This window comes from Proteus genomosp. 4 str. ATCC 51469, assembly GCF_003144375.1.
Taxonomy (GTDB): Bacteria; Pseudomonadota; Gammaproteobacteria; order Enterobacterales; family Enterobacteriaceae; genus Proteus.
Window position 1 is genome coordinate 20,749 of the sequence record NZ_PENV01000012.1, and the last position, 19,815, is coordinate 40,563.

Genomic DNA, 19,815 nt, shown 5'->3' on the forward strand with positions numbered 1-19,815 from the left:
TTTGTCAGAAATCGGATGCCTTTTTCAACAAAGTGAATCAGGCATCAACCTTACTTACATCGCTACCACGTTCTACCAATATTAAACTGGAATTGCTCTGATTTATCGCCTTCGTAATCTTTTATTGGTTTAGCATAAGAGAATACTAACGGACCTAACGGTGATAACCATTGTAACGCAACACCCGTTGAAACACGTATATCACTTGCACGGCTATAATCAGGCATACCTGCGGTCCAAGCAGAGTTTGTACTACTCCAATTGGTATCCCACACTGTACCCGCATCAACAAACACCGACGTTCTAACTGAAGATGAATATTTGTCATCTACAAATGGCGTTGGTGTGATCAGCTCAAAGCTTGCCACGGCCATAGCATTACCACCGATTGCATCGCTTGATGGTTCACCTGGTTTTGGCTTGCCATTTGCATCAAGATAAATCGCTTTAGGACCAATGTTATTTGAACGGAAACCACGAACTGTACCAGAACCACCCGCATAGAAGTTTTCATAGAATGGTAATTCTTTACCACCTAACCCATCACCGTAGCCTAAACGGCCTTTAAACAGGGTTACCCAAGATTCTTTTTCATTAATTGGGTAATAAGCCATACCGTCCCAAGTTACTTTGTAGTACTTGTTGTCGGAGCCAGGTACAGTCACACGCCCACTTAAGTTACTTCTCACACCCGAAGTTGGGAAGAAACCACGATTTAAGTTATTAAAGGTCCAACCCAGACTGACAGTATAGTCGTCAGCATTAAAGGATTCACGCTTATCAAAGCCTGGGTTTTCACCCATACTTTCAAGATAACGCCACATAGCAACCTGAGGTTCCATACGTGATAGACCATTATGAGTATAGCCTAAGCCAAGACGGGCTGAGTTATATTCATTAATTGGGAAACCTAAAGTCCCATCAACACCATAAGATTTATTGGTATAACCTGATAAATCAGCATCATTTGCACGGAAGTCGTTATAGAAAATACGACCACCTAAGCTTACACCATTAACGGTAAAATACGGGTCAGTAACAGACAATTCAGCGTAAGTTGAGTAATCATTTTTACTCGCATTAATCGCAACTGCGTTACCTGTACCTAACCAGTTATCCTGGGTAACACCCACTTGGAAACTCACACCACTTTCAGTACCGAAACCGACACCAAAGTTAAGAGAACCTGTGTTACGCTCTTTTACACGATAAACAATATCAACCTGATCAGGTGAACCCGGAATACGTTGCGTTTCTGTTTCAACCGTTTCGAAATACCCCAAACGATTTAAACGCTCTTTACCTTGTTCAACTAAATCGCTACCTAACCATGCACCTTCCATTTGACGCATTTCACGGCGTAAAACAGAGTCTTTCGTGATGTCATTACCTGCGAAACGTACTTGGCGAACATAGAAACGGTTTCCGGCATCTACGTTTACATGCAGTTTAACAGTTTTATTTTCATCATTAATTTCAGGGTTAGTCATAACACGAGGATAAGCATATCCATAACGACCTAACAGATTTTTAATATCATTTTCTGTTTTAGTCACTTGTGCGCCATTATAAAGAGAGCCTGGAGCAATTTGGATAAGCTCTTCAATATCTTTGGTATAGCCTGCCGTATTACCATTGATTTCGGTATTTTCTACCGTGTATTTATCACCTTCTTTCAGGTTAATGGTAATGTAAATTCCTTTTTTGTCTGGCGTTAAGCTGACATTAGTTGATTCAATATCAAAACGAGCGTAACCACGATCGAGATAGAAACTTCTTAATGTTTCTAAGTCACCAGCTAGTTTTTGTTTCTGATATTTTTCATCCGCAGCTAAGTTCCACCAAGGCACATCGTCACGTAATTGGAAGCGGTTAACGAGTTCAGCGGTAGAAAACGCTTTATTACCAACAATGTTGATTTGCTGAATTGTTGCTGATACACCTTCTGCAAACACGAGTTTTAAATCAACACGGTTACGAGGAAGAGGTGTAACAACCACTTTTACAGTTGCATTATATTTACCAACACTATAATAGAAATCTTCAAGCCCTTTTTCGATGTTCGCTAACATTGTACGGTCGAGCGTTTCGCCGATACGAATATTAGAAGCCTCAAGATTCTGTTTTAGCATATCTTCTTTGATTGCTTTGTTACCAGAGAAAGTAATGCTGGCAATTGTTGGACGCTCTTTTACTTGAACAATTAGTGTACTTCCGTCACGTAGAACACGGACATCATCAAAGTTTCCTGTCGCAAATAACGAACGGATTGTTCGACTGATATCATCATTGCTAACCGAGTCTCCAACCCGGACAGGCATGTTCAGTAATGCTGCACCAACGGCGACGCGTTGAAGACCTTCAAATTGAATGTCCTGAACTACGAATCCGTCTGAACCGTATGCAGTGGCGCTGCCCAGCAGCAGCGACGCTATAAGCAACTTTTTCATCGCCATCGTTGTTTTGTGTTTTCCTAACCGGTCCCTGCTTACCAATTATAAGCGAGAGAAATCATTGAAAAGTGCAAGTCCCATTAAAAGCATCAGTGCCATAATACCAATACGATAACAGAAATCTTGTACACGCTCAGATACCGGCCCTCCCTTTATCTTTTCGATAACCAGGAAAAGCAGGTGCCCGCCATCTAAGACAGGCAGGGGAAACAAGTTAATGATCCCCAAATTGACACTAATAAGCGCCATAAACATCAAATAATAAACAAACCCAGAATCAGCAGACATTCCTGCGCCTTTCGCGATAGAAACAGGTCCACTAAGGTTAGTTAGTTTGACGTCACCAACCACTAACTTGCCAATCATTTTGACAGTTAAACCCATCAACTGCCATGTTTTATCAGAAGCTTCATACAGTGCTGAAAATGGGTTGTATTGTTGCATTATCAAGTATTGCTCATCAGGAGGTAATACTTGTAATTGCGCACCAACTTGCCCTACTTCAGTGCCGTCTTTCAGTGCAATAGCTGTCGGTGTAATCATTAATTCCAATGACGAGCCATTGCGTTCAACAAGAAGCGCCAATGTTTTATTTGGGCTTTGTCGAACAAAATAAGTAAATGGATGCCATGTATCAATTGGCTGACCATCAACTGTAACGATACGATCCCCTGCCTGTAAACCTGCTTTTTCAGCAGCAGAACCTACCGTTACTTCAACAATTTTCGAGTCCAATCTCGCGCCAACAGGCATAATCCCTAAAGATAAGATGGGATCTTGTTTCTCAGGATCAAAATTCCATTGCTGTAAATTCAGTATATTCTCACTCTCAGAGAGAGAATTTGGATCTGATACAACGAATGAAACCTCTTTGGCACCAATTTTACTGACTAATGCTAAACGAACTGAGTTCTGATCAGGCGTTTCGATACCTGCAACGGATTTTAGTTCCATTCCAGGCGTTAATTTTGCTTGTTCTGCGATAGAATTCGGACGAATGTCTGCAATTACAGGTTTTAATGCAGGAACACCTATCATAAAAACAATCCAATAGGCGACGATTGCTAACAAAAAGTTAGCAATAGGTCCTGCAGCAACAACGGCAGCTCGCTGCCCTACCGTTTTATTATTAAAAGCTAGATGACGTCGTTCAGGAGGAACCTCACCAACACGTTCATCTAACATTTTTACATAGCCACCCAAAGGTATCCATGCGATAACAAATTCAGTGCCGTGTTTATCTACCTTTCGCCAGATAGCTTTTCCGAAACCTATAGAAAAACGCTCAACATAGATCCCACAACGCCTAGCTACCCAAAAATGCCCAAACTCATGTACCGTAATCAAAATACCTAAAACGATAATAAATGCGGCAAGATTCCACAGGATACCCATTACTTACCTTTATAGTTTAAAGCCAGAAGAAATCAGGAAGACCAATCCTGCAAAAACTGGGATAGCTGCAGTCAAACTATCAATTCTATCAAGCACACCACCATGCCCAGGTATTAATTGGCTACTATCTTTTATGCCTGAAACACGTTTAAACATACTTTCAGCCAGATCACCAAATACCGATACAATGACAACAACACCTGATATTAATAATAAATTATTGGGAACTTCAATTACGGGTGCAAAATGGGTAAATAACCACGAAGCCACACCAGCAGTAATCAATCCACCAACCAACCCTTCAAGGGTTTTACCTGGCGACACTTTAGGGGCCATTTTATGTTTCCCCATTAAGCGTCCAAATGCATAAGCACCAGAGTCAGCAGCCCAAACTAATATCATGACATACAATAACCACCATGCGCCTGTGTAAGTATCAGTGCTATACCCCAACATGCGCAATGCCATCATGCCACAATAAAAAGGAACAATCGTCAATATACCGAACAATAGCTTAATAAAAACTGAATTTTTCCACATATTGGCTGAATTAGGATAACTTACAACTAATAAAATTGCGGCTACCCACCAAATTAAACCAGCCCACAAACCATTTTTTATCATTGGAGTGTCGAGTAGGTGGTCAAAATTGGGTAAAGATAACTGCATAATTAACAACAATGCAGCAAAACCCATCCCTGTTGCAATACGTTTACCTTGAGAATGCCAGCCAATAAATTGCGCCCACTCCCAACCTGCTAAGCCTGATATTGCAATAATCACTAACCCAAAACCTGCCGGAGGCAGTAGAAATAGTGCTGCAATAACAATAGGGATTAAAATTAATGCGGTGATGACACGATACTTAAGCAAGTTATCCTCCCAGATTTATAGTATCTGTTTCTGATGTAGTACCACCGAAACGTCTTTCCCGTTTAGCAAAAGCATCTAGTGCATTCTGAAAAACTTGTTCATCAAAATCAGGCCATAAAACCTGTGTAAAATAAAGCTCAGCATAAGCTATCTGCCAAATAAGAAAATTACTTATGCGATGCTCACCACCTGTACGGATCACAAGATCGACACAAGGTTGATTATGCAAGCAAAGATGTGAAGATATGGCATTTTCATTAATATCTTCGAGATTAATTTCTCCTTTTGAGAGAGAGGTCGCTAATTGTTTTACGCTTTGAGTAATATCCCATCGTCCACCGTAATTAGCAGCAATATTTAAATTAAGTCCTGTATTATTCGCAGTTAGTGCAACAGAATTTTTAATTCTGTCTTGTAGACGACGGCTAAAACGACTGATATCGCCGATAACCGTAAGTTTAACATTGTGTTTATGTAGGCTTTTCACTTCGTTGTCTAAGGCGAAGACAAATAATTCCATGAGAGAACTAACTTCTTGCTCAGGCCTATTCCAGTTTTCGCTACTAAATGCGTATAACGTCAGTGATTCAATTTTGTGTTTTACGGAAAAGCTAACCGCATCCCGAACTGCTTTAATTCCCGCGCGATGCCCCGTTACTCGGAGTTTCCCTTGCTTTTTAGCCCAGCGTCCATTGCCATCCATAATGATAGCAACATGCTTTGGTTTTGATGCGGATGAATCGTCACTGGATAAGTTCACTCAATTTAACCCTTTGCTAATCTGATACTGATACAGACAGTCCTCTTCGGATAACCCATGCACAAAAAAAAACCGTGTCACCCACGGCCTTTGGCAAAGCCTCAAAGTTGCTAAAGCAGTAGCTTTAGTAATGAACTGTTAATTTTCATTATTGTCTTTAGTGATTCGGCAACTATACCATTAGCCAGAAAGACGAACAAACACCCTATATTAAATATAATCACCATTATACAAATTGAGTGATTATCTGATGAGTTTCTAATCTGGCTAATTTATCAATTTCTAGAACATCATTAATACTTTGAGGCTCTGATAGGTCAAAATGTTCAACAACTTTTCGATTAATTTTAGCAATATCAGTAAACTTCACTTTTTCGTGTAAAAAAGCATCAACAACGACTTCATTAGCCGCATTTAACACTGTTGTTGCCGCTTGCCCACGCTTAGATGCTTCAATGGCAAGTGCTAAACAAGGGTAACGTTGATAATCTGGACGAATAAACTCTAGCGATTGAATCTCAAAAAAATCTAATGCTTTTGCACCTGATTGAGTTCGATGAGGATAAGCCATTGAGTACGCAATTGGTGTTCTCATATCAGGTTCACCAATTTGAGCAATAATACTGCCATCACGGTAGCGAACCATTGAATGAATAACGGATTGAGGGTGAATAATTACTTCCATTTCTTCTTCTGAAGCATTAAAAAAATAGCGAGCTTCAATATATTCCAACCCTTTATTCATCATTGTTGCTGAATCAACTGAGATTTTTCGCCCCATCGACCAATTTGGATGTGCACAAGCTTGATCTGGCGTCATTGCCTCTAGTTCTTCTAACGGAGTATAACGAAAAGGCCCACCTGAACCCGTTAGTAATATACTGGTCACGCCTTCATCAGCTAAAGATGCATGGCCTAAATTTTCTTGGATAGCTTTAGGTAAACTTTGATAAATCGCGTTATGTTCACTATCAATCGGCAATACAGTTGCACCATATTTAGCCACCGCATCAAAAAAAAGACGCCCACTGGTTATCAGTGATTCTTTATTGGCTAATAAAATTCTTTTACCTTTCTCTATAGCTGCAAGTGTTGGTTTTAGTCCAGCAACACCGGTTATCGCAGACATGACTTGATCAGCTTCATCGAGTGCTGCTATCTCATTAATTGCATGGGAGCCGGATAAGATTTCTGTTTTACAGGATGTATTGGCGAGTAACTGTCTAAGCTGATTTGCGCTTTGTTCATCAGACATCACAGCATATTTAGGTTGAAAAGTGACACATTGTTGCGCCATTTTATTTGCATTTTTTCCTGCTACTAGGGCAAGAACCTGATATTCACCAGGATTATTTTCAATAACGGAAAGTGTGCTCGTTCCGATAGACCCTGTTGAGCCTAATATAGTTATTTGTTTCATTTATTAATCAATCAGTATGTCTACAACGTTTTAATTAAAGAGAATTATATCAGTATGACAAGGTAAATGAGGGAGAAAGATGAAAACTTTAATAAATAATGTGACAAAAAGAAGGTATTAAGCACGAAATTTCAAATAAATAACCAAAAATAATGCCGCTAAAAGCGGCATTATCAAAAAAAGATATAAAATTAGAATTCCATTAACTCTGCTTCTTTCAGTGCTAATGCTTCATCAATTTTTTTAATGAACATGTCAGTTAATTTCTGAATGTCATCTTGAGAACGGCGTTCATCATCTTCGCTGATTTCTTTATCTTTCAGTAATGCTTTTATTTTATCGTTAGCATCACGACGGATATTACGAACAGAAACACGGCCTTGTTCTGCATCACCACGAACAACTTTGATTAGGTCTTTACGACGTTCTTCTGTTAATGGTGGCAGTGGAACGCGAATAATCGTACCAGCAGATGAAGGGTTTAAACCTAAATCTGATGCCATAATCGCTTTTTCGACAGCTGGAGCTAAAGTACGGTCGAAAACCGTAATTGCCAGTGTACGGCCATCTTCTGCAACAACGTTAGCAACTTGGTTTAATGGGGTTGGCGCTCCGTAGTATTCCACTACAATACCGTCTAAAAGGCTTGGAGACGCACGACCAGTACGAACTTTATTAATCTGGCTTTTTAGTGCTTCAACGCTTTTATCCATGCGTTCTTGAGCATCTTTTTTGATTTCATTAATCACGTTATAAACCCTTGGGAACTGGTTATCTTCCAGTCGATATCAAACTATATCGACATAAATGAATTGGCGTACTCTTGATGTTAACGCCAAATTATACCGTTGTCTCTGTGTATTAAGCGTGAGAAATCAAAGTTCCTTCACTTTCACCCATTACAACCCGACGTAATGCACCCGGTTTATTCATATTGAATACGCGGATAGGTAAATTATGATCTCGGGCTAATGTGAATGCAGCAAGATCCATGACTTTCAATTCACGTTCTAATACATCCTGATAAGTCAGTTGTTCATAAAGTACTGCATCAGGATCTTTGGTTGGATCGGCTGAATAAACGCCGTCCACTTTCGTTGCTTTTAATACAACGTCAGCTTCAATTTCAATACCGCGTAAACACGCAGCTGAATCGGTAGTAAAGAATGGATTGCCTGTACCAGCCGAGAAAATAACGACTCGACCATGGCGTAATAAGCTAATTGCTTCCGCCCAACTGTAGTTATCACAGACACCATTTAGTGGAAATGCTGACATAAGCCGTGCGTTAATATAAGCACGATGCAATGCATCACGCATTGCTAAGCCATTCATTACTGTCGCGAGCATTCCCATGTGGTCGCCCACAACACGGTTCATACCTGCCGCCGCAAGACCTGCGCCACGGAACAAGTTACCACCGCCAATTACGACACCGACTTGTATACCCAATTCAACGAGTTCTTTGATTTCTTGAGCCATGCGATCAAGTACGCTCGCATCGATACCGAAACCTTCTGCGCCTTGTAGAGCTTCGCCACTCAGCTTTAGTAAAATTCGCTGATATACGGGTTTTGCATTGGTTGCCATGGTGTTCTGTCCTAAGCAGATTAGTTAATTGGAGGTTTTAGATAGCTTCTCTTTTTAACAAAAAAAAGCAAACGGTCAGTGGAGATTAAAACAAAACAGAACCGCCATTAGGCGGCTCTGTTAACGCTAAGCGTTATTATTTGCTCATTGCAGCAACTTCTGCTGCGAAATCAGCTTCAACTTTCTCAATACCTTCACCTACTTCGAAACGAACGAAGTTGATAACATCAGCATTGTTTTCTTTCAGCAGTTCACCAACAGTTTTGCTTGGTTCCATTACGAAGTGCTGACCAGTCAGAGAAATCTCACCGGTGAATTTGTTCATGCGACCGATAACCATTTTTTCTGCGATTTCGCGTGGTTTACCTGATTGCATTGCGATATCCATCTGAATTTGGTGCTCATGCTCAACAACGTCAGCAGGAACATCTTCAGGACGAACATATTCTGGTTTGCTTGCAGCAACGTGCATAGCAATGTGTTTGATCAGTTCTTCGTTAGCGCCTTTAGCTGAAACTAAAACACCGATACGAGCACCGTGCAGGTAAGTACCTAATTCTTCAGCTTCTAATACAGCAACGCGACGAATGTTGATGTTTTCACCGATTTTAGCAACTAATGCAGTACGAGCTTCTTCAAATTTAGCTTTCAGAGCTTCGATATCATCAGTTTTGTCTGCTAATACAGTAGCCATAACTTCTTTACCGAAAGCGATGAAACCAGCATCTTTAGCAACGAAGTCTGTTTCACAGTTCAGTTCAACCAGCGCACCGAATTTACCATCAGCAGCAACTTCTGCAAGGATGATACCTTCAGCAGCAACACGGCCTGCTTTTTTAGCCGCTTTTGCTTGACCTGATTTACGCATATTGTCGATTGCTAATTCGATATCACCATTAGCTTCAACCAGCGCTTTTTTACATTCCATCATGCCTGCGCCAGTACGTTCACGCAGTTCTTTTACCAATGCAGCGGTAATTCCAGACATTTGTTTCTTCCTCGACTTTTCTATGGGCTAGCCATAGATGTTCTCATAGCAGATGTGTAAAGGGGGCCTATTGAGGCCCCCTAACCAATATATAGCAATACCTGGTTAAATAAGGGCTCTTACGAGCATGCCTTATTATTCAGCTTCGACTAAGCCTTCTTCAGCCTGAACAGCCAGATCTTGAGAACGACCTTCACGAACAGCTGTAGCTGCAGCGGTCAGATATAATTTAACCGCACGGATTGCATCGTCATTACCAGGGATAATGAAGTCGATACCATCTGGATCAGAGTTAGTATCAACGATAGCAAATACTGGGATACCCAGGTTGTTTGCTTCTTTGATAGCAATGTGTTCGTGTTCAGCATCGATAACAAACAGAGCGTCAGGTAAACCGCCCATGTCTTTGATACCACCCAGGCTGTTTTCTAACTTACCAAGTTCACGAGAACGCATTAACGCTTCTTTCTTGGTCAGTTTGTCAAAAGTACCGTCCTGAGACTGAGATTCTAAATCTTTCAGGCGTTTGATTGACTGACGAACAGTTTTCCAGTTAGTCAGCATACCGCCTAACCAGCGGTGGTTTACAAAAAACTGGTCACAGCTTTCTGCTGCTTCTTTAACAGCTTCAACGGCAGAGCGCTTAGTACCAACAAACAGGATTTTGCCTTTACGAGAAGCAATTTTGTTCAGTTCAACCAGAGCTTCATTGAACATTGGAACAGTTTTTTCCAAGTTAATGATATGAACTTTGTTACGCGCACCAAAGATGAATGGTTTCATTTTTGGATTCCAGTAACGAGTTTGGTGACCGAAGTGAACACCGGCTTGCAGCATATCGCGCATTGAAACAGTTGCCATTTTAGACCTCTATAAATTTAAATTTGGGGTTATTTCGTCCACAAATCCCATACGACCGACTCATCAGCTGTAAAGTTTAACCTTTACATAAGAGCACCCCGGCGTTATGTGCCGATTTGTGTGTGTAATTAACACAATTGAATGTTCAGATTTACTGTTACTGCTCTAGATGTGATGCAATAACAGAACTCCGGCGCGCTTTATACCATAAATAACCTTAAGAAACCACTATTACTTGTGTTTGATAATGGTGAATTTGACATAAAACTGGCGATATTAAATAGAGAAAAAAGAGATTATTAAAGTGATTACTATGAATATTGCTCTAATATCAAATCTCTATAAAAAATGCCAAAGAGAAAAGCGCAATATGTAAAGACAATCAGATTCAGAAGGCGTAATGTTCGTAATTATTCTCGATATTAGACAGATTACACACATCCTCTTTATTGGCATGCCTACTTTCTGCTGATATCATAAATGGTAATCAGAATTATTTCTCATCATCATTCATTTAACCTGCAATACAAAATATGAAACAACCAACTTGTGTTATGTCATGCGTATTGTGGCCTTAATCTAGACGAAGAACTCAAATGGCTATTGTAATCAAGACAGAAGAAGATATTCAAAAAATGCGCGTCGCAGGTCGTCTTGCGGCAGAAGTTCTTGAAATTATCGCACCTTTCGTAAAACCTGGCGTAAATACCGCTGAATTAGACCGTATTTGTCATGAACATATTGTTAATGTACAACAAGCGATCCCTGCTTGTCTGAACTACCATGGTTTCCCTAAATCAGTTTGTATTTCTGTTAACGATGTTATTTGCCACGGAATTCCTAGCGAAGAAAAAATCCTTAAAGATGGTGATATTGTTAATATTGATGTCACTGTTATTAAAGACGGTTTTCATGGCGATACCTCAAAAATGTTTATCGTAGGAAAACCAACCATTCAAGGTGAGCGTTTATGTCGCATCACCCAAGAAAGCCTATATTTAGCAATTAAAATGGTAAAACCAGGTATTCGCTTACGTGAACTGGGTAAAGCTATTCAAAAATTTGTTGAAGGGCATGATTTTTCTGTTGTTCGTGAATACTGCGGCCATGGTATTGGCGAAGGATTCCATGAGGAACCACAAGTCCTACACTATGATGCAGATGATAGTGGTGTTGTGTTACAAAAAGGGATGGCATTCACCATTGAACCTATGGTTAATACTGGTGATTACCGTATTCGTACAATGAAAGATGGCTGGACTGTTAAAACCAAAGACAGAGGCTGGTCTGCACAGTATGAACACACCTTAGTCGTTACTGATAACGGCTGTGAAATCATGACATTACGCAAAGAAGAAGAACCATTTATTTCTGCGGTTTTAATTAACGAATAATACTCTTCAGTTTACAGTGTAAAGGCGACATATTCTTTCGAGATGTGTCGCTTTTTTTATTTTATTTATAATGGAATAACAGAATTGCTAGTCAGGTTATCGTTTTAACATTAGTCTTAATGCTATAGGCAAACATTGAGTAAGAAGACGAATGATGACCACTAATAACGTATTTCAAACACAGCCCCCTTCCCCTTTTTTGCTGACGAAAAACACACAAAATCACACTGAACTAAAACAATCTATCGAACAATTTCAGTCTTGGTTAGCTGATGCTTTTCACCACAATGTCGATGTAACTTTATTGCTTCAAGCCCGTAGCCATTTCATTGACCAGCTATTAACTCAATTATGGCGTTATACTCAATTATCTGATTATCCTGACCTTAGTATTATTGCTGTTGGTGGTTATGGCAGAGAAGAGTTACACCCCCTTTCTGATATTGACCTTCTATTTTTAAGTGATTCAGCTTTATCACCAGAAATAGCCGACAAAATCAGTAAATTAATTACCTTACTTTGGGATGTGCGTCTTGAAATCGGTGTCAGTGTTAGAACAATGGAAGAGTGTCTTTTAGAAGGTCTCTCTGATTTAACGGTAGCGACAAATTTGCTAGAAGCTCGCTTGATTTGTGGTAATCAATCACTGTATCAACAGTTAATTAATCATATTTTCAGCCAAGGATTTTGGCCATCACCTGATTTTTTCGCAGCCAAAATAGAAGAACAAAAACAAAGACATCAACGATTTCATAGTACCAGCTATAACCTAGAACCAGATATTAAAAGTAGCCCTGGCGGTCTTCGCGATATTCATACTTTAATTTGGGTCGCCCATCGACATTTTGGTGCAACCTCCATCTCAGAAATGGTGAACTTTGGCTTTTTAACTCCCGCAGAAGGACAAGAATTACTAGAGTGCCAATACACTCTGTGGAAAATTCGTTTTGCATTACACCTAGTGCTTTCTCGCTACGATAATCGCCTACTATTTGATAGACAACTTAACGTTGCTCAATGCTTAAATTATCAAGGAGAAGGCAATCAGCCGGTTGAAAAAATGATGAAGGATTATTATCGCGTAACTCGCCGTGTTAGTGAGTTAAACGATATGCTGCTTCAGTTATTTGATGAAGCCATCCTTGCTTTACAACCCAATGTAAAACCTCGACCATTAGATAATGAATTCCAGCTAAGAGGCTCACTCATTGATGTTATCGATGATAGCTGTTTTCTTGATGATCCTATCGCCATTATGCGCCTATTTTTACGTATGGCAGAGCATAAAGAGATCACTGGAATTTATTCTACAACATTACGCCATTTACGTTATGCGCGTCGTCATTTAGTCCAACCTTTGTGTGAGTACCCACTAGCACGCCAAGTTTTTATGCAGATTTTGCGTCATCCTCATGCTGTTTCTGGTGCATTTGTTCCTATGCACAAACACAGTGTGCTCGCAGCTTATTTTCCACAATGGAATAACATTGTGGGGCAAATGCAGTTTGATTTATTCCATGCCTATACTGTTGATGAACACACTATCCGTGTTTTACAAAAGCTCGAAAGCTTTGGTTCCCCAGAAAATCATGAAAAACACCCACTCTGTGTTGATATTTACCCACAACTGCCACAGCTTGAATTGCTTCGTTTAGCTGCACTCTTTCATGATATAGCTAAAGGCCGGCATGGTGATCACTCTGTGCTAGGGGCTCAAGATGTTGCCCACTTTGCCCAACAACATGGTTTAAATCAAAGGGAATCAGCATTAGTTGAATGGTTAGTTAGTCATCACTTACTTATGTCTGTCACAGCACAAAGACGTGATATTCAAGATCCCGACATCATTTTTCAATTTGCATCAGAAGTAAAAAATGAAAGTCGATTACGCTACCTTTTATGTTTGACTGTTGCTGATATCTGCGCGACCAACAGTAGTCTATGGAATAGTTGGAAACAGAGCTTATTACGTGAGCTTTTTCTATCAACAGAAGCCCAATTACGCCAAGGTATGCATTCTATTCCTGATTTACGTGAACGCATCCGTCATCATCGTTTGCAAGCACTAACTATTTTACGTACAGAGCATGTTGATGAAGAAAAATTGCAAGCAATTTGGGGGCGTTGTCACGCCGATTACTTTTTGCGACACACACCAGAACAGATTGCATGGCATGCCCTTGCTTTAATTGAACATAATAGTGCTGATCCCATGGTATTAATCAGTCAACAAACAGAACATGGTGGCACAGAAATATTTATTTGGTGCGCAGATAGACCCTCTCTTTTTGCCTCCGTTGCAGGTGAACTTGATAGACGTAATTTAAGCATCCATAACGCACAAATATTTACTAACCGCGATAATATGGCTATGGATACATTTATTGTGTTAGAGCCTAATGGTAAGCCTCTTGCTACTGATAGATATAATGCTATCCGCAACGCTTTGATCCAAGTTGTATCAGCTCCTTATAACAACAACGCGAAAACACGTTCGCTGCCTGCAAAATTACGCCACTTTGATGTTCCAACAAAAATTAACTTTGTTGCATCTAATCATAATAAACGCACTTATATGGAATTATTTGCACGAGATCGCCCAGGATTATTAGCAATTATTGGTAAAGTTTTTGCTGATCTTTCATTGTCATTACATGGCGCAAGGATCACCACAATAGGTGAACGTGTTGAGGATTTCTTCGTATTAACCGATAGCGAAAATAAGGCATTAAACCAAAAAATGAAGAATGAAGTCGTAGAAAGGTTGACAAAAGCCCTAGTTTCAAAGGATAAAATATAGGAACCCACGACAATACATATAGGAAATACTATTGATGCAAGCATTACAATCTATTATTGATAACGCCTTTGAACAACGTGCCGATATCACTCCAAACAACGTTGAGCCTCATATTCGTGACGCAATTAATAACGTTATTGCACAGTTAGACAGCGGGAAACTACGAGTGGCGGAAAAAATTGACGGTCAGTGGGTGACTCATCAATGGTTGAAAAAAGCGGTTCTACTCTCTTTTCGTATTAATCACAATCAAGTGATAGATGGCAGTGAAAGTCGCTATTTTGACAAAGTACCTATGAAATTCGCTGACTATGACCAAGATCGTTTTGAAAAAGAAGGTTTTCGTGTTGTTCCTCCAGCAGCCGTTAGACAAGGTGCTTATATCGCCCGCAACACTGTTTTAATGCCATCTTATGTCAACATTGGTGCTTACGTCGATGAAGGTAGCATGGTCGATACATGGGCAACAGTAGGTTCATGTGCTCAAATCGGTAAAAATGTTCACCTCTCTGGCGGTGTAGGAATTGGCGGTGTTTTAGAGCCACTACAAGCAAACCCAACCATTATTGAAGATAATTGTTTTATTGGCGCACGCTCTGAAATTGTTGAAGGCGTAATTGTCGAAGAAGGTGCAGTTATTTCAATGGGCGTTTATATTGGCCAAAGTACAAAAATTTATGACAGAGAAACGGGCGAAGTACATTATGGCCGAGTACCCGCAGGCTCTGTCGTTGTGTCAGGTAATTTACCGTCTAAAGATGGGAGTTATAGTCTGTACTGTGCAGTGATCGTAAAAAAAGTGGATGCTAAAACACGCGGAAAAGTTGGTATTAATGAATTGTTAAGAACTATCGACTAATATAAGAACAGCGGATAGAATTAATTCTGTTCGCTATTCTTTCACCCATTTTTCTATCAGGTGCCAATATATGTACGATAATTTAAAAAATTTAGGGATCCCGCATCCTGAAGATATTGACCGCTATACCCTACGCCAAGAAGCTAACAACGATATTTTAAAAATCTATTTTCGCAAAGATAAAGGTGAATTTTTTGCAAAAAGCGTAAAATTTAAATATCCGCGTCAACGTAAAACGATTTCTGATGGTCAATCAGGGCAAGGTTTTAAAGAAGTAAATGAAATTAATACTAACTTACGTTATGTTATTGAAGAATTAGATCAAATTTGCCAACAAGACCAAGTAGAAGTCGATTTAAAACATAAAATTCTGGACGATTTACGCCATCTTGAACATGTTGTTGCAAATAAGATTGCTGAAATTGAAGCTGATTTAGAAAAACTAACCCGTCGTTGATAATATGACACAAAGGCTAATTAATTTTAGTCGATTTAAGACGTTAGTTTTACATAAAGTACCGCTTATTTTCTGATAAAATAGAAATAAGCGGTATTTAAAATATGACACTTTACTCATTTTCATATTGACCAATTAGATTTACTAAATTGTTTTCTCAATTAACCTAATTGACTAACCCAATTCTCTATCCAATCTATTGCAAATACTTCTGGCTCTGCGACATCCATACCGTCTATTTTTAATATTTCTCCAATACGCTTTGCTTGATGTTCTTGTAATAGCGCTTCAAATTGCATACCTGCACCACAAAAATGGTCATAACTACTGTCACCTAAAGCAATTAAGCCGTAACTTAAGTGTGGCTGATACCCCAGATTATCACGCAGTTCATGAAATAAAGGTGCGATAGTATCAGGTAAATCCCCTTGCCCTGTACTCGACGTTATTACTAATACGGTCGAATATTTTTTCCAATCCGCAAGAGTTCCTTCTTCATAAACATTAGCTTGGTGTTTATGCTCAAGTAAAATACGTTGAGCCTCTTCAGCAACCGCTAATGCATTTCCGTAAACTGTACCTACAAAAATACCGATTTTAGCCATAATATCCTCTATTCCATCTATCAACAAACATAGAAAGTTACATACTACCGTTATCAATATACAAATTATGCACCTTCTTTCTCAAGAATAAATTCTTTATAAATTTTATTCCATTCTGTTCGCTCTTTAGATAATTGCCAAAAAATATCATTCATAGGTATAGATTCATTTATTGTTTTAGCCACTAATTTACATGCCCATTTAGGTACTGAATTATTTTTAAAATCTTTAGATTGCAGCAAACAGAACAAATTTTTATATAACATATTTAATTGATTAAAAGCATTATGACTTTTCTTTTGTTTTTCTAGATACTTATTAGGAAACAAATATTTATATATTCTAAAGAAGAGTCCCTTAGGGTTTTCTAATGAACCATGATAAAGGTACAATTGAGAAGAAACGTCTCTTATTTTATCAAAAAAATATTTTTTAAAATCAACGTCATTCTGATTAATTGTAAAGAGTTTATATGAACTAGTCCCTTCATAAATAATGTTTAATTTATGTTCTTTAAACATAGCTATTCTTTTTTTATTTTTATCAAGCTCACTAACAATTAAATTTAATTCATTTAATTTCACGTTCAAATCTTCAATGCTTAATTTAAAGAAATCACCATTTAAATTAACATTATCACTTCTATCTCTTAATTTATCGACATCAACATCAAGTTCATTAATAAATTTCTCGTCAATATTTTTATCATTACAACTAATAAAATGAGATATATGAATTATAGATCTAATAACATTAAGTGACCCTTCATTTAAGACGTCTAAAAATTTATTTAACCTTTCTTTTCCTTCATTAACTTCTTTTATTATCTTTGATTTTTCATTATCTACTTTTCTTATTTCCCTTAAGTCATCACTACATTCTTCTTTTTTATTATGCCTTATTTTGTTACAACCCCCAGTATCTATTGGTTTACTAGTGTAATCATTTTCGGTTCGCGTAATTTCAGGCTTTATTGATTGAACCTCCAACATTACTGACATCTTTTTATCATATATTTCTGTTTTTTTTCTACTTTTAAATAATGATAAAACCCCATTGTTATTTATATTATTTGCAATTTTTTCAATATTATGAAAAATTTCTTTTTTATCTTTTGAGATGAAGTTATTAATTAATATATTATTATCACTAAATAACATTTTAAAGAGTGTACTATGTTTACTTTTATTCCTCAACAATGAGGAAAATAAACGATTAAGATCATCACCACTATTTAAGTTTAACACATCTACTTTTCCATCAAAGATCCTTATTTTATCAACCAACCCCTCTTCAATAATAATTTTATTTAATTTTTCCAATCTATTTTTATTATTTAAAATATACTTTTCAAATGTACTTTTTAATTCACAACTAAATTTTGAAAATATAAACCTCTTATCTTTATTGAAGATCTTTAGTTCTTCATCTCTATATTTTATAAAAGAAAATAAATCTTTTTCTTCAAAATAGGCCTCTTTACTATCTTCTAGTAAGAGTACAAAATTTTTATTATTTGCTATTGATAATGTTGAATTCATACTTCCTCCTAGATTCAGATTAATACCTAAGAGAATTACATAATTATCATCTATATTATTTCAATAAAAAAACACTCTTTGTTTACACATAAGAGTGTTTTTATAATTCAATCAAAAACAATTTATTCTTGTTCAGTCGTGTCCAAAGACCGGATATATTCATCCATTTCAGTTTTTAGATTATCTGACTTAGGACCAAAAATTGCTTGAATACCAGAGCCAACTACGACTACACCAGCAGCGCCCAATCTTTTCAATTCATCACGATCAACCTTATCGATCTCTTTTACACCAATGCGTAAGCGTGTGATACATGCATCTAAACTACTGATATTGTCTTTACCACCAAAAGCAGCAACTAAAGATTGCCCCATCGCACTTTTATCCGCTTGTTTGGCGTTTTTATCTTCAACTTCTCGACCTGGTGTTTTCAGGTTTAGTTTCACGATTAAAAAACGGAAAATTGAGTAATAAGTTATGGCATAAAGTATGCCAATAATTGGGAATAGATACAGCTTACTGCTATTACCACTTAATACGATAAAGTCGATCAAGCCATGAGAGAAACTTGTACCATCACGCATACCTAACAAGATACAAATAACAAACGCTAAACCAGCCAAAATAGCATGAATAACATAAAGGATTGGAGCGACGAACATAAATGAGAACTCAATAGGCTCAGTGATCCCTGTTAAGAAGGCAGTTAATGCCGCAGAAATCATGATCCCTCCCACTTTTACACGATTCTCAGGGCGTGCTGAATGCCAAATCGCAATAGCGGCAGCAGGTAAACCAAACATCTTAAATAAGAAGCCACCTGACAACATACCAGCGGTTGGGTCACCTGCCATATAACGAGGAATATCACCGTGGAATACTTGTCCTGCACTATTTACATATTCACCCACTTGCATTTGGAACGGTACATTCCAGATGTGGTGCAAACCAAATGGTACTAATCCACGCTCTACAACACCGTAAATACCAAAAGCAACAGCTGGGTTTTGATAGGCTGCCCATTCAGAGAAACGTTGGATAGCGGTACCGATAGGAGGCCAAATAAAAGCTAAGATAATCCCAACAAAAATAGCAATTAATCCCGAAATAATAGGAACAAAACGCTTACCTGCAAAGAATCCTAAATACTCAGGTAATTTGATGCGATAAAAGCGGTTAAACATGGAAGCAGCAATAATACCTGCAATAATCCCCCCTAACACACCAGTATCAGTAAGATGTTGTGCCTCAATTTCAGCTGGTGAAAGCCCTAAAACCCAAGGAGCAACCACTATCATGGTTTTAGACATAATGCCGTAAGCCACTACGGAAGCTAGCGCTGATACCCCGTCATTATTGGTAAAGCCTAATGCAACACCAATGGCAAAAATAAGCGGCATATTAGAGAAAACTGAACCACCAGCTTCTGCCATAACTTGAGAAACAGAAGAGGGGATCCATGATAGATCTGCAGAACCAACCCCTAATAAAATACCGGCAATAGGCAATACAGATACCGGTAACATCAAGGACTTTCCGATTTTTTGTAAAACAACAAATAGGTTTTTAAACATCAAGCAGACTCCCGGAGTGTGGGTTTTATATGTTGTAAGTTTTTTATTTGTTTAAAGTAGTGTGGGTTTTATTTCATAAACTTATCTAATGATAAGCCTTATTTATTTCACATCATAAAATAAATCGCTTAATGAATACATGATAGCTGTCACGTTTCAATGCATGTGATCAGATCAATTTATAGAATTATATATTTTACAAATAGTTAATAGAGATTATAAATTTGCGCAAACTATCAAGACTT

At 38.2% G+C, this 19,815-nt stretch carries 16 protein-coding genes; 4 read left to right on the forward strand and 12 right to left on the reverse strand.

Going from position 1 to position 19,815, the window contains the following annotated elements:
* Positions 1–62: 62 nt before the first annotated feature.
* The 9 genes from bamA to rpsB all read right to left on the reverse strand — a co-directional run bounded on the left by bamA (position 63) and on the right by rpsB (position 10,340).
* Positions 63–2,456 (reverse strand): outer membrane protein assembly factor BamA, encoded by a 2,394-nt coding sequence (bamA, locus tag DK866_RS11810; protein ID WP_072070005.1) that lies wholly within the window; start codon positions 2,454–2,456, stop codon positions 63–65.
* 39 nt (positions 2,457–2,495) lie between these two features.
* On the reverse strand, positions 2,496–3,848 hold the full coding sequence (rseP, locus tag DK866_RS11815; RefSeq protein WP_109409061.1) for a sigma E protease regulator RseP: 1,353 nt from the start codon (positions 3,846–3,848) through the stop codon (positions 2,496–2,498).
* Between the two features lie 9 nt (positions 3,849–3,857).
* Positions 3,858–4,721 (reverse strand): phosphatidate cytidylyltransferase, encoded by an 864-nt coding sequence (gene cdsA / locus DK866_RS11820; RefSeq protein ID WP_109409062.1) that lies wholly within the window; start codon positions 4,719–4,721, stop codon positions 3,858–3,860.
* 1 nt (position 4,722) lies between these two features.
* Entirely contained in the window at positions 4,723–5,424 is a 702-nt protein-coding gene (uppS, locus tag DK866_RS11825; protein WP_208105101.1) for a polyprenyl diphosphate synthase, read from the reverse strand.
* Positions 5,425–5,707: 283 nt separating this feature from the next.
* Positions 5,708–6,901, reverse strand: coding sequence for a 1-deoxy-D-xylulose-5-phosphate reductoisomerase (gene ispC / locus DK866_RS11830; RefSeq protein WP_109409063.1), 1,194 nt, complete (start codon positions 6,899–6,901; stop codon positions 5,708–5,710).
* A gap of 191 nt (positions 6,902–7,092) precedes the next feature.
* Positions 7,093–7,650, reverse strand: coding sequence for a ribosome recycling factor (gene frr, locus DK866_RS11835; protein ID WP_109409064.1), 558 nt, complete (start codon positions 7,648–7,650; stop codon positions 7,093–7,095).
* A gap of 112 nt (positions 7,651–7,762) precedes the next feature.
* Positions 7,763–8,491: a UMP kinase gene (pyrH, locus tag DK866_RS11840; protein WP_109409065.1), complete on the reverse strand. Its 729-nt coding sequence runs from the start codon at positions 8,489–8,491 to the stop codon at positions 7,763–7,765.
* 136 nt (positions 8,492–8,627) lie between these two features.
* Complete coding sequence (gene tsf, locus DK866_RS11845; protein ID WP_109409066.1) at positions 8,628–9,479, reverse strand: translation elongation factor Ts; 852 nt, start codon at positions 9,477–9,479, stop codon at positions 8,628–8,630.
* A 135-nt stretch (positions 9,480–9,614) separates the two neighbouring features.
* Positions 9,615–10,340 carry a 30S ribosomal protein S2 gene (gene rpsB, locus DK866_RS11850; protein ID WP_036934040.1) on the reverse strand — a complete coding sequence of 242 codons (726 nt, stop codon included), beginning with the start codon at positions 10,338–10,340 and terminating at the stop codon, positions 9,615–9,617.
* 596 nt (positions 10,341–10,936) lie between these two features.
* On the opposite strand from rpsB, the gene map reads away from it, so the two are divergent.
* The 4 genes from map to DK866_RS11870 all read left to right on the forward strand — a co-directional run bounded on the left by map (position 10,937) and on the right by DK866_RS11870 (position 15,850).
* Positions 10,937–11,734, forward strand: coding sequence for a type I methionyl aminopeptidase (map, locus tag DK866_RS11855; protein ID WP_072070011.1), 798 nt, complete (start codon positions 10,937–10,939; stop codon positions 11,732–11,734).
* Positions 11,735–11,888: 154 nt separating this feature from the next.
* Positions 11,889–14,534 carry a bifunctional uridylyltransferase/uridylyl-removing protein GlnD gene (gene glnD, locus DK866_RS11860; RefSeq protein ID WP_109409067.1) on the forward strand — a complete coding sequence of 882 codons (2,646 nt, stop codon included), beginning with the start codon at positions 11,889–11,891 and terminating at the stop codon, positions 14,532–14,534.
* A 34-nt stretch (positions 14,535–14,568) separates the two neighbouring features.
* Complete coding sequence (dapD, locus tag DK866_RS11865) at positions 14,569–15,393, forward strand: 2,3,4,5-tetrahydropyridine-2,6-dicarboxylate N-succinyltransferase (RefSeq protein ID WP_109409068.1); 825 nt, start codon at positions 14,569–14,571, stop codon at positions 15,391–15,393.
* A gap of 70 nt (positions 15,394–15,463) precedes the next feature.
* The gene (locus DK866_RS11870) at positions 15,464–15,850 is read left to right on the forward strand and encodes a DUF3461 family protein (protein ID WP_006535910.1); all 387 of its coding nucleotides are present in this window, start codon (positions 15,464–15,466) and stop codon (positions 15,848–15,850) included.
* Between the two features lie 161 nt (positions 15,851–16,011).
* Here DK866_RS11870 and DK866_RS11875 read toward each other — a convergent pair whose 3' ends face one another.
* The 3 genes from DK866_RS11875 to ptsG all read right to left on the reverse strand — a co-directional run bounded on the left by DK866_RS11875 (position 16,012) and on the right by ptsG (position 19,570).
* The gene (locus tag DK866_RS11875) at positions 16,012–16,455 is read right to left on the reverse strand and encodes a flavodoxin (protein WP_109409069.1); all 444 of its coding nucleotides are present in this window, start codon (positions 16,453–16,455) and stop codon (positions 16,012–16,014) included.
* 65 nt (positions 16,456–16,520) lie between these two features.
* The gene (locus DK866_RS11880; RefSeq protein WP_109409070.1) at positions 16,521–17,996 is read right to left on the reverse strand and encodes a hypothetical protein; all 1,476 of its coding nucleotides are present in this window, start codon (positions 17,994–17,996) and stop codon (positions 16,521–16,523) included.
* A 122-nt stretch (positions 17,997–18,118) separates the two neighbouring features.
* Positions 18,119–19,570 carry a PTS glucose transporter subunit IIBC gene (ptsG, locus tag DK866_RS11885; RefSeq protein ID WP_109409071.1) on the reverse strand — a complete coding sequence of 484 codons (1,452 nt, stop codon included), beginning with the start codon at positions 19,568–19,570 and terminating at the stop codon, positions 18,119–18,121.
* Between the last annotated feature and the right edge of the window lie 245 nt (positions 19,571–19,815).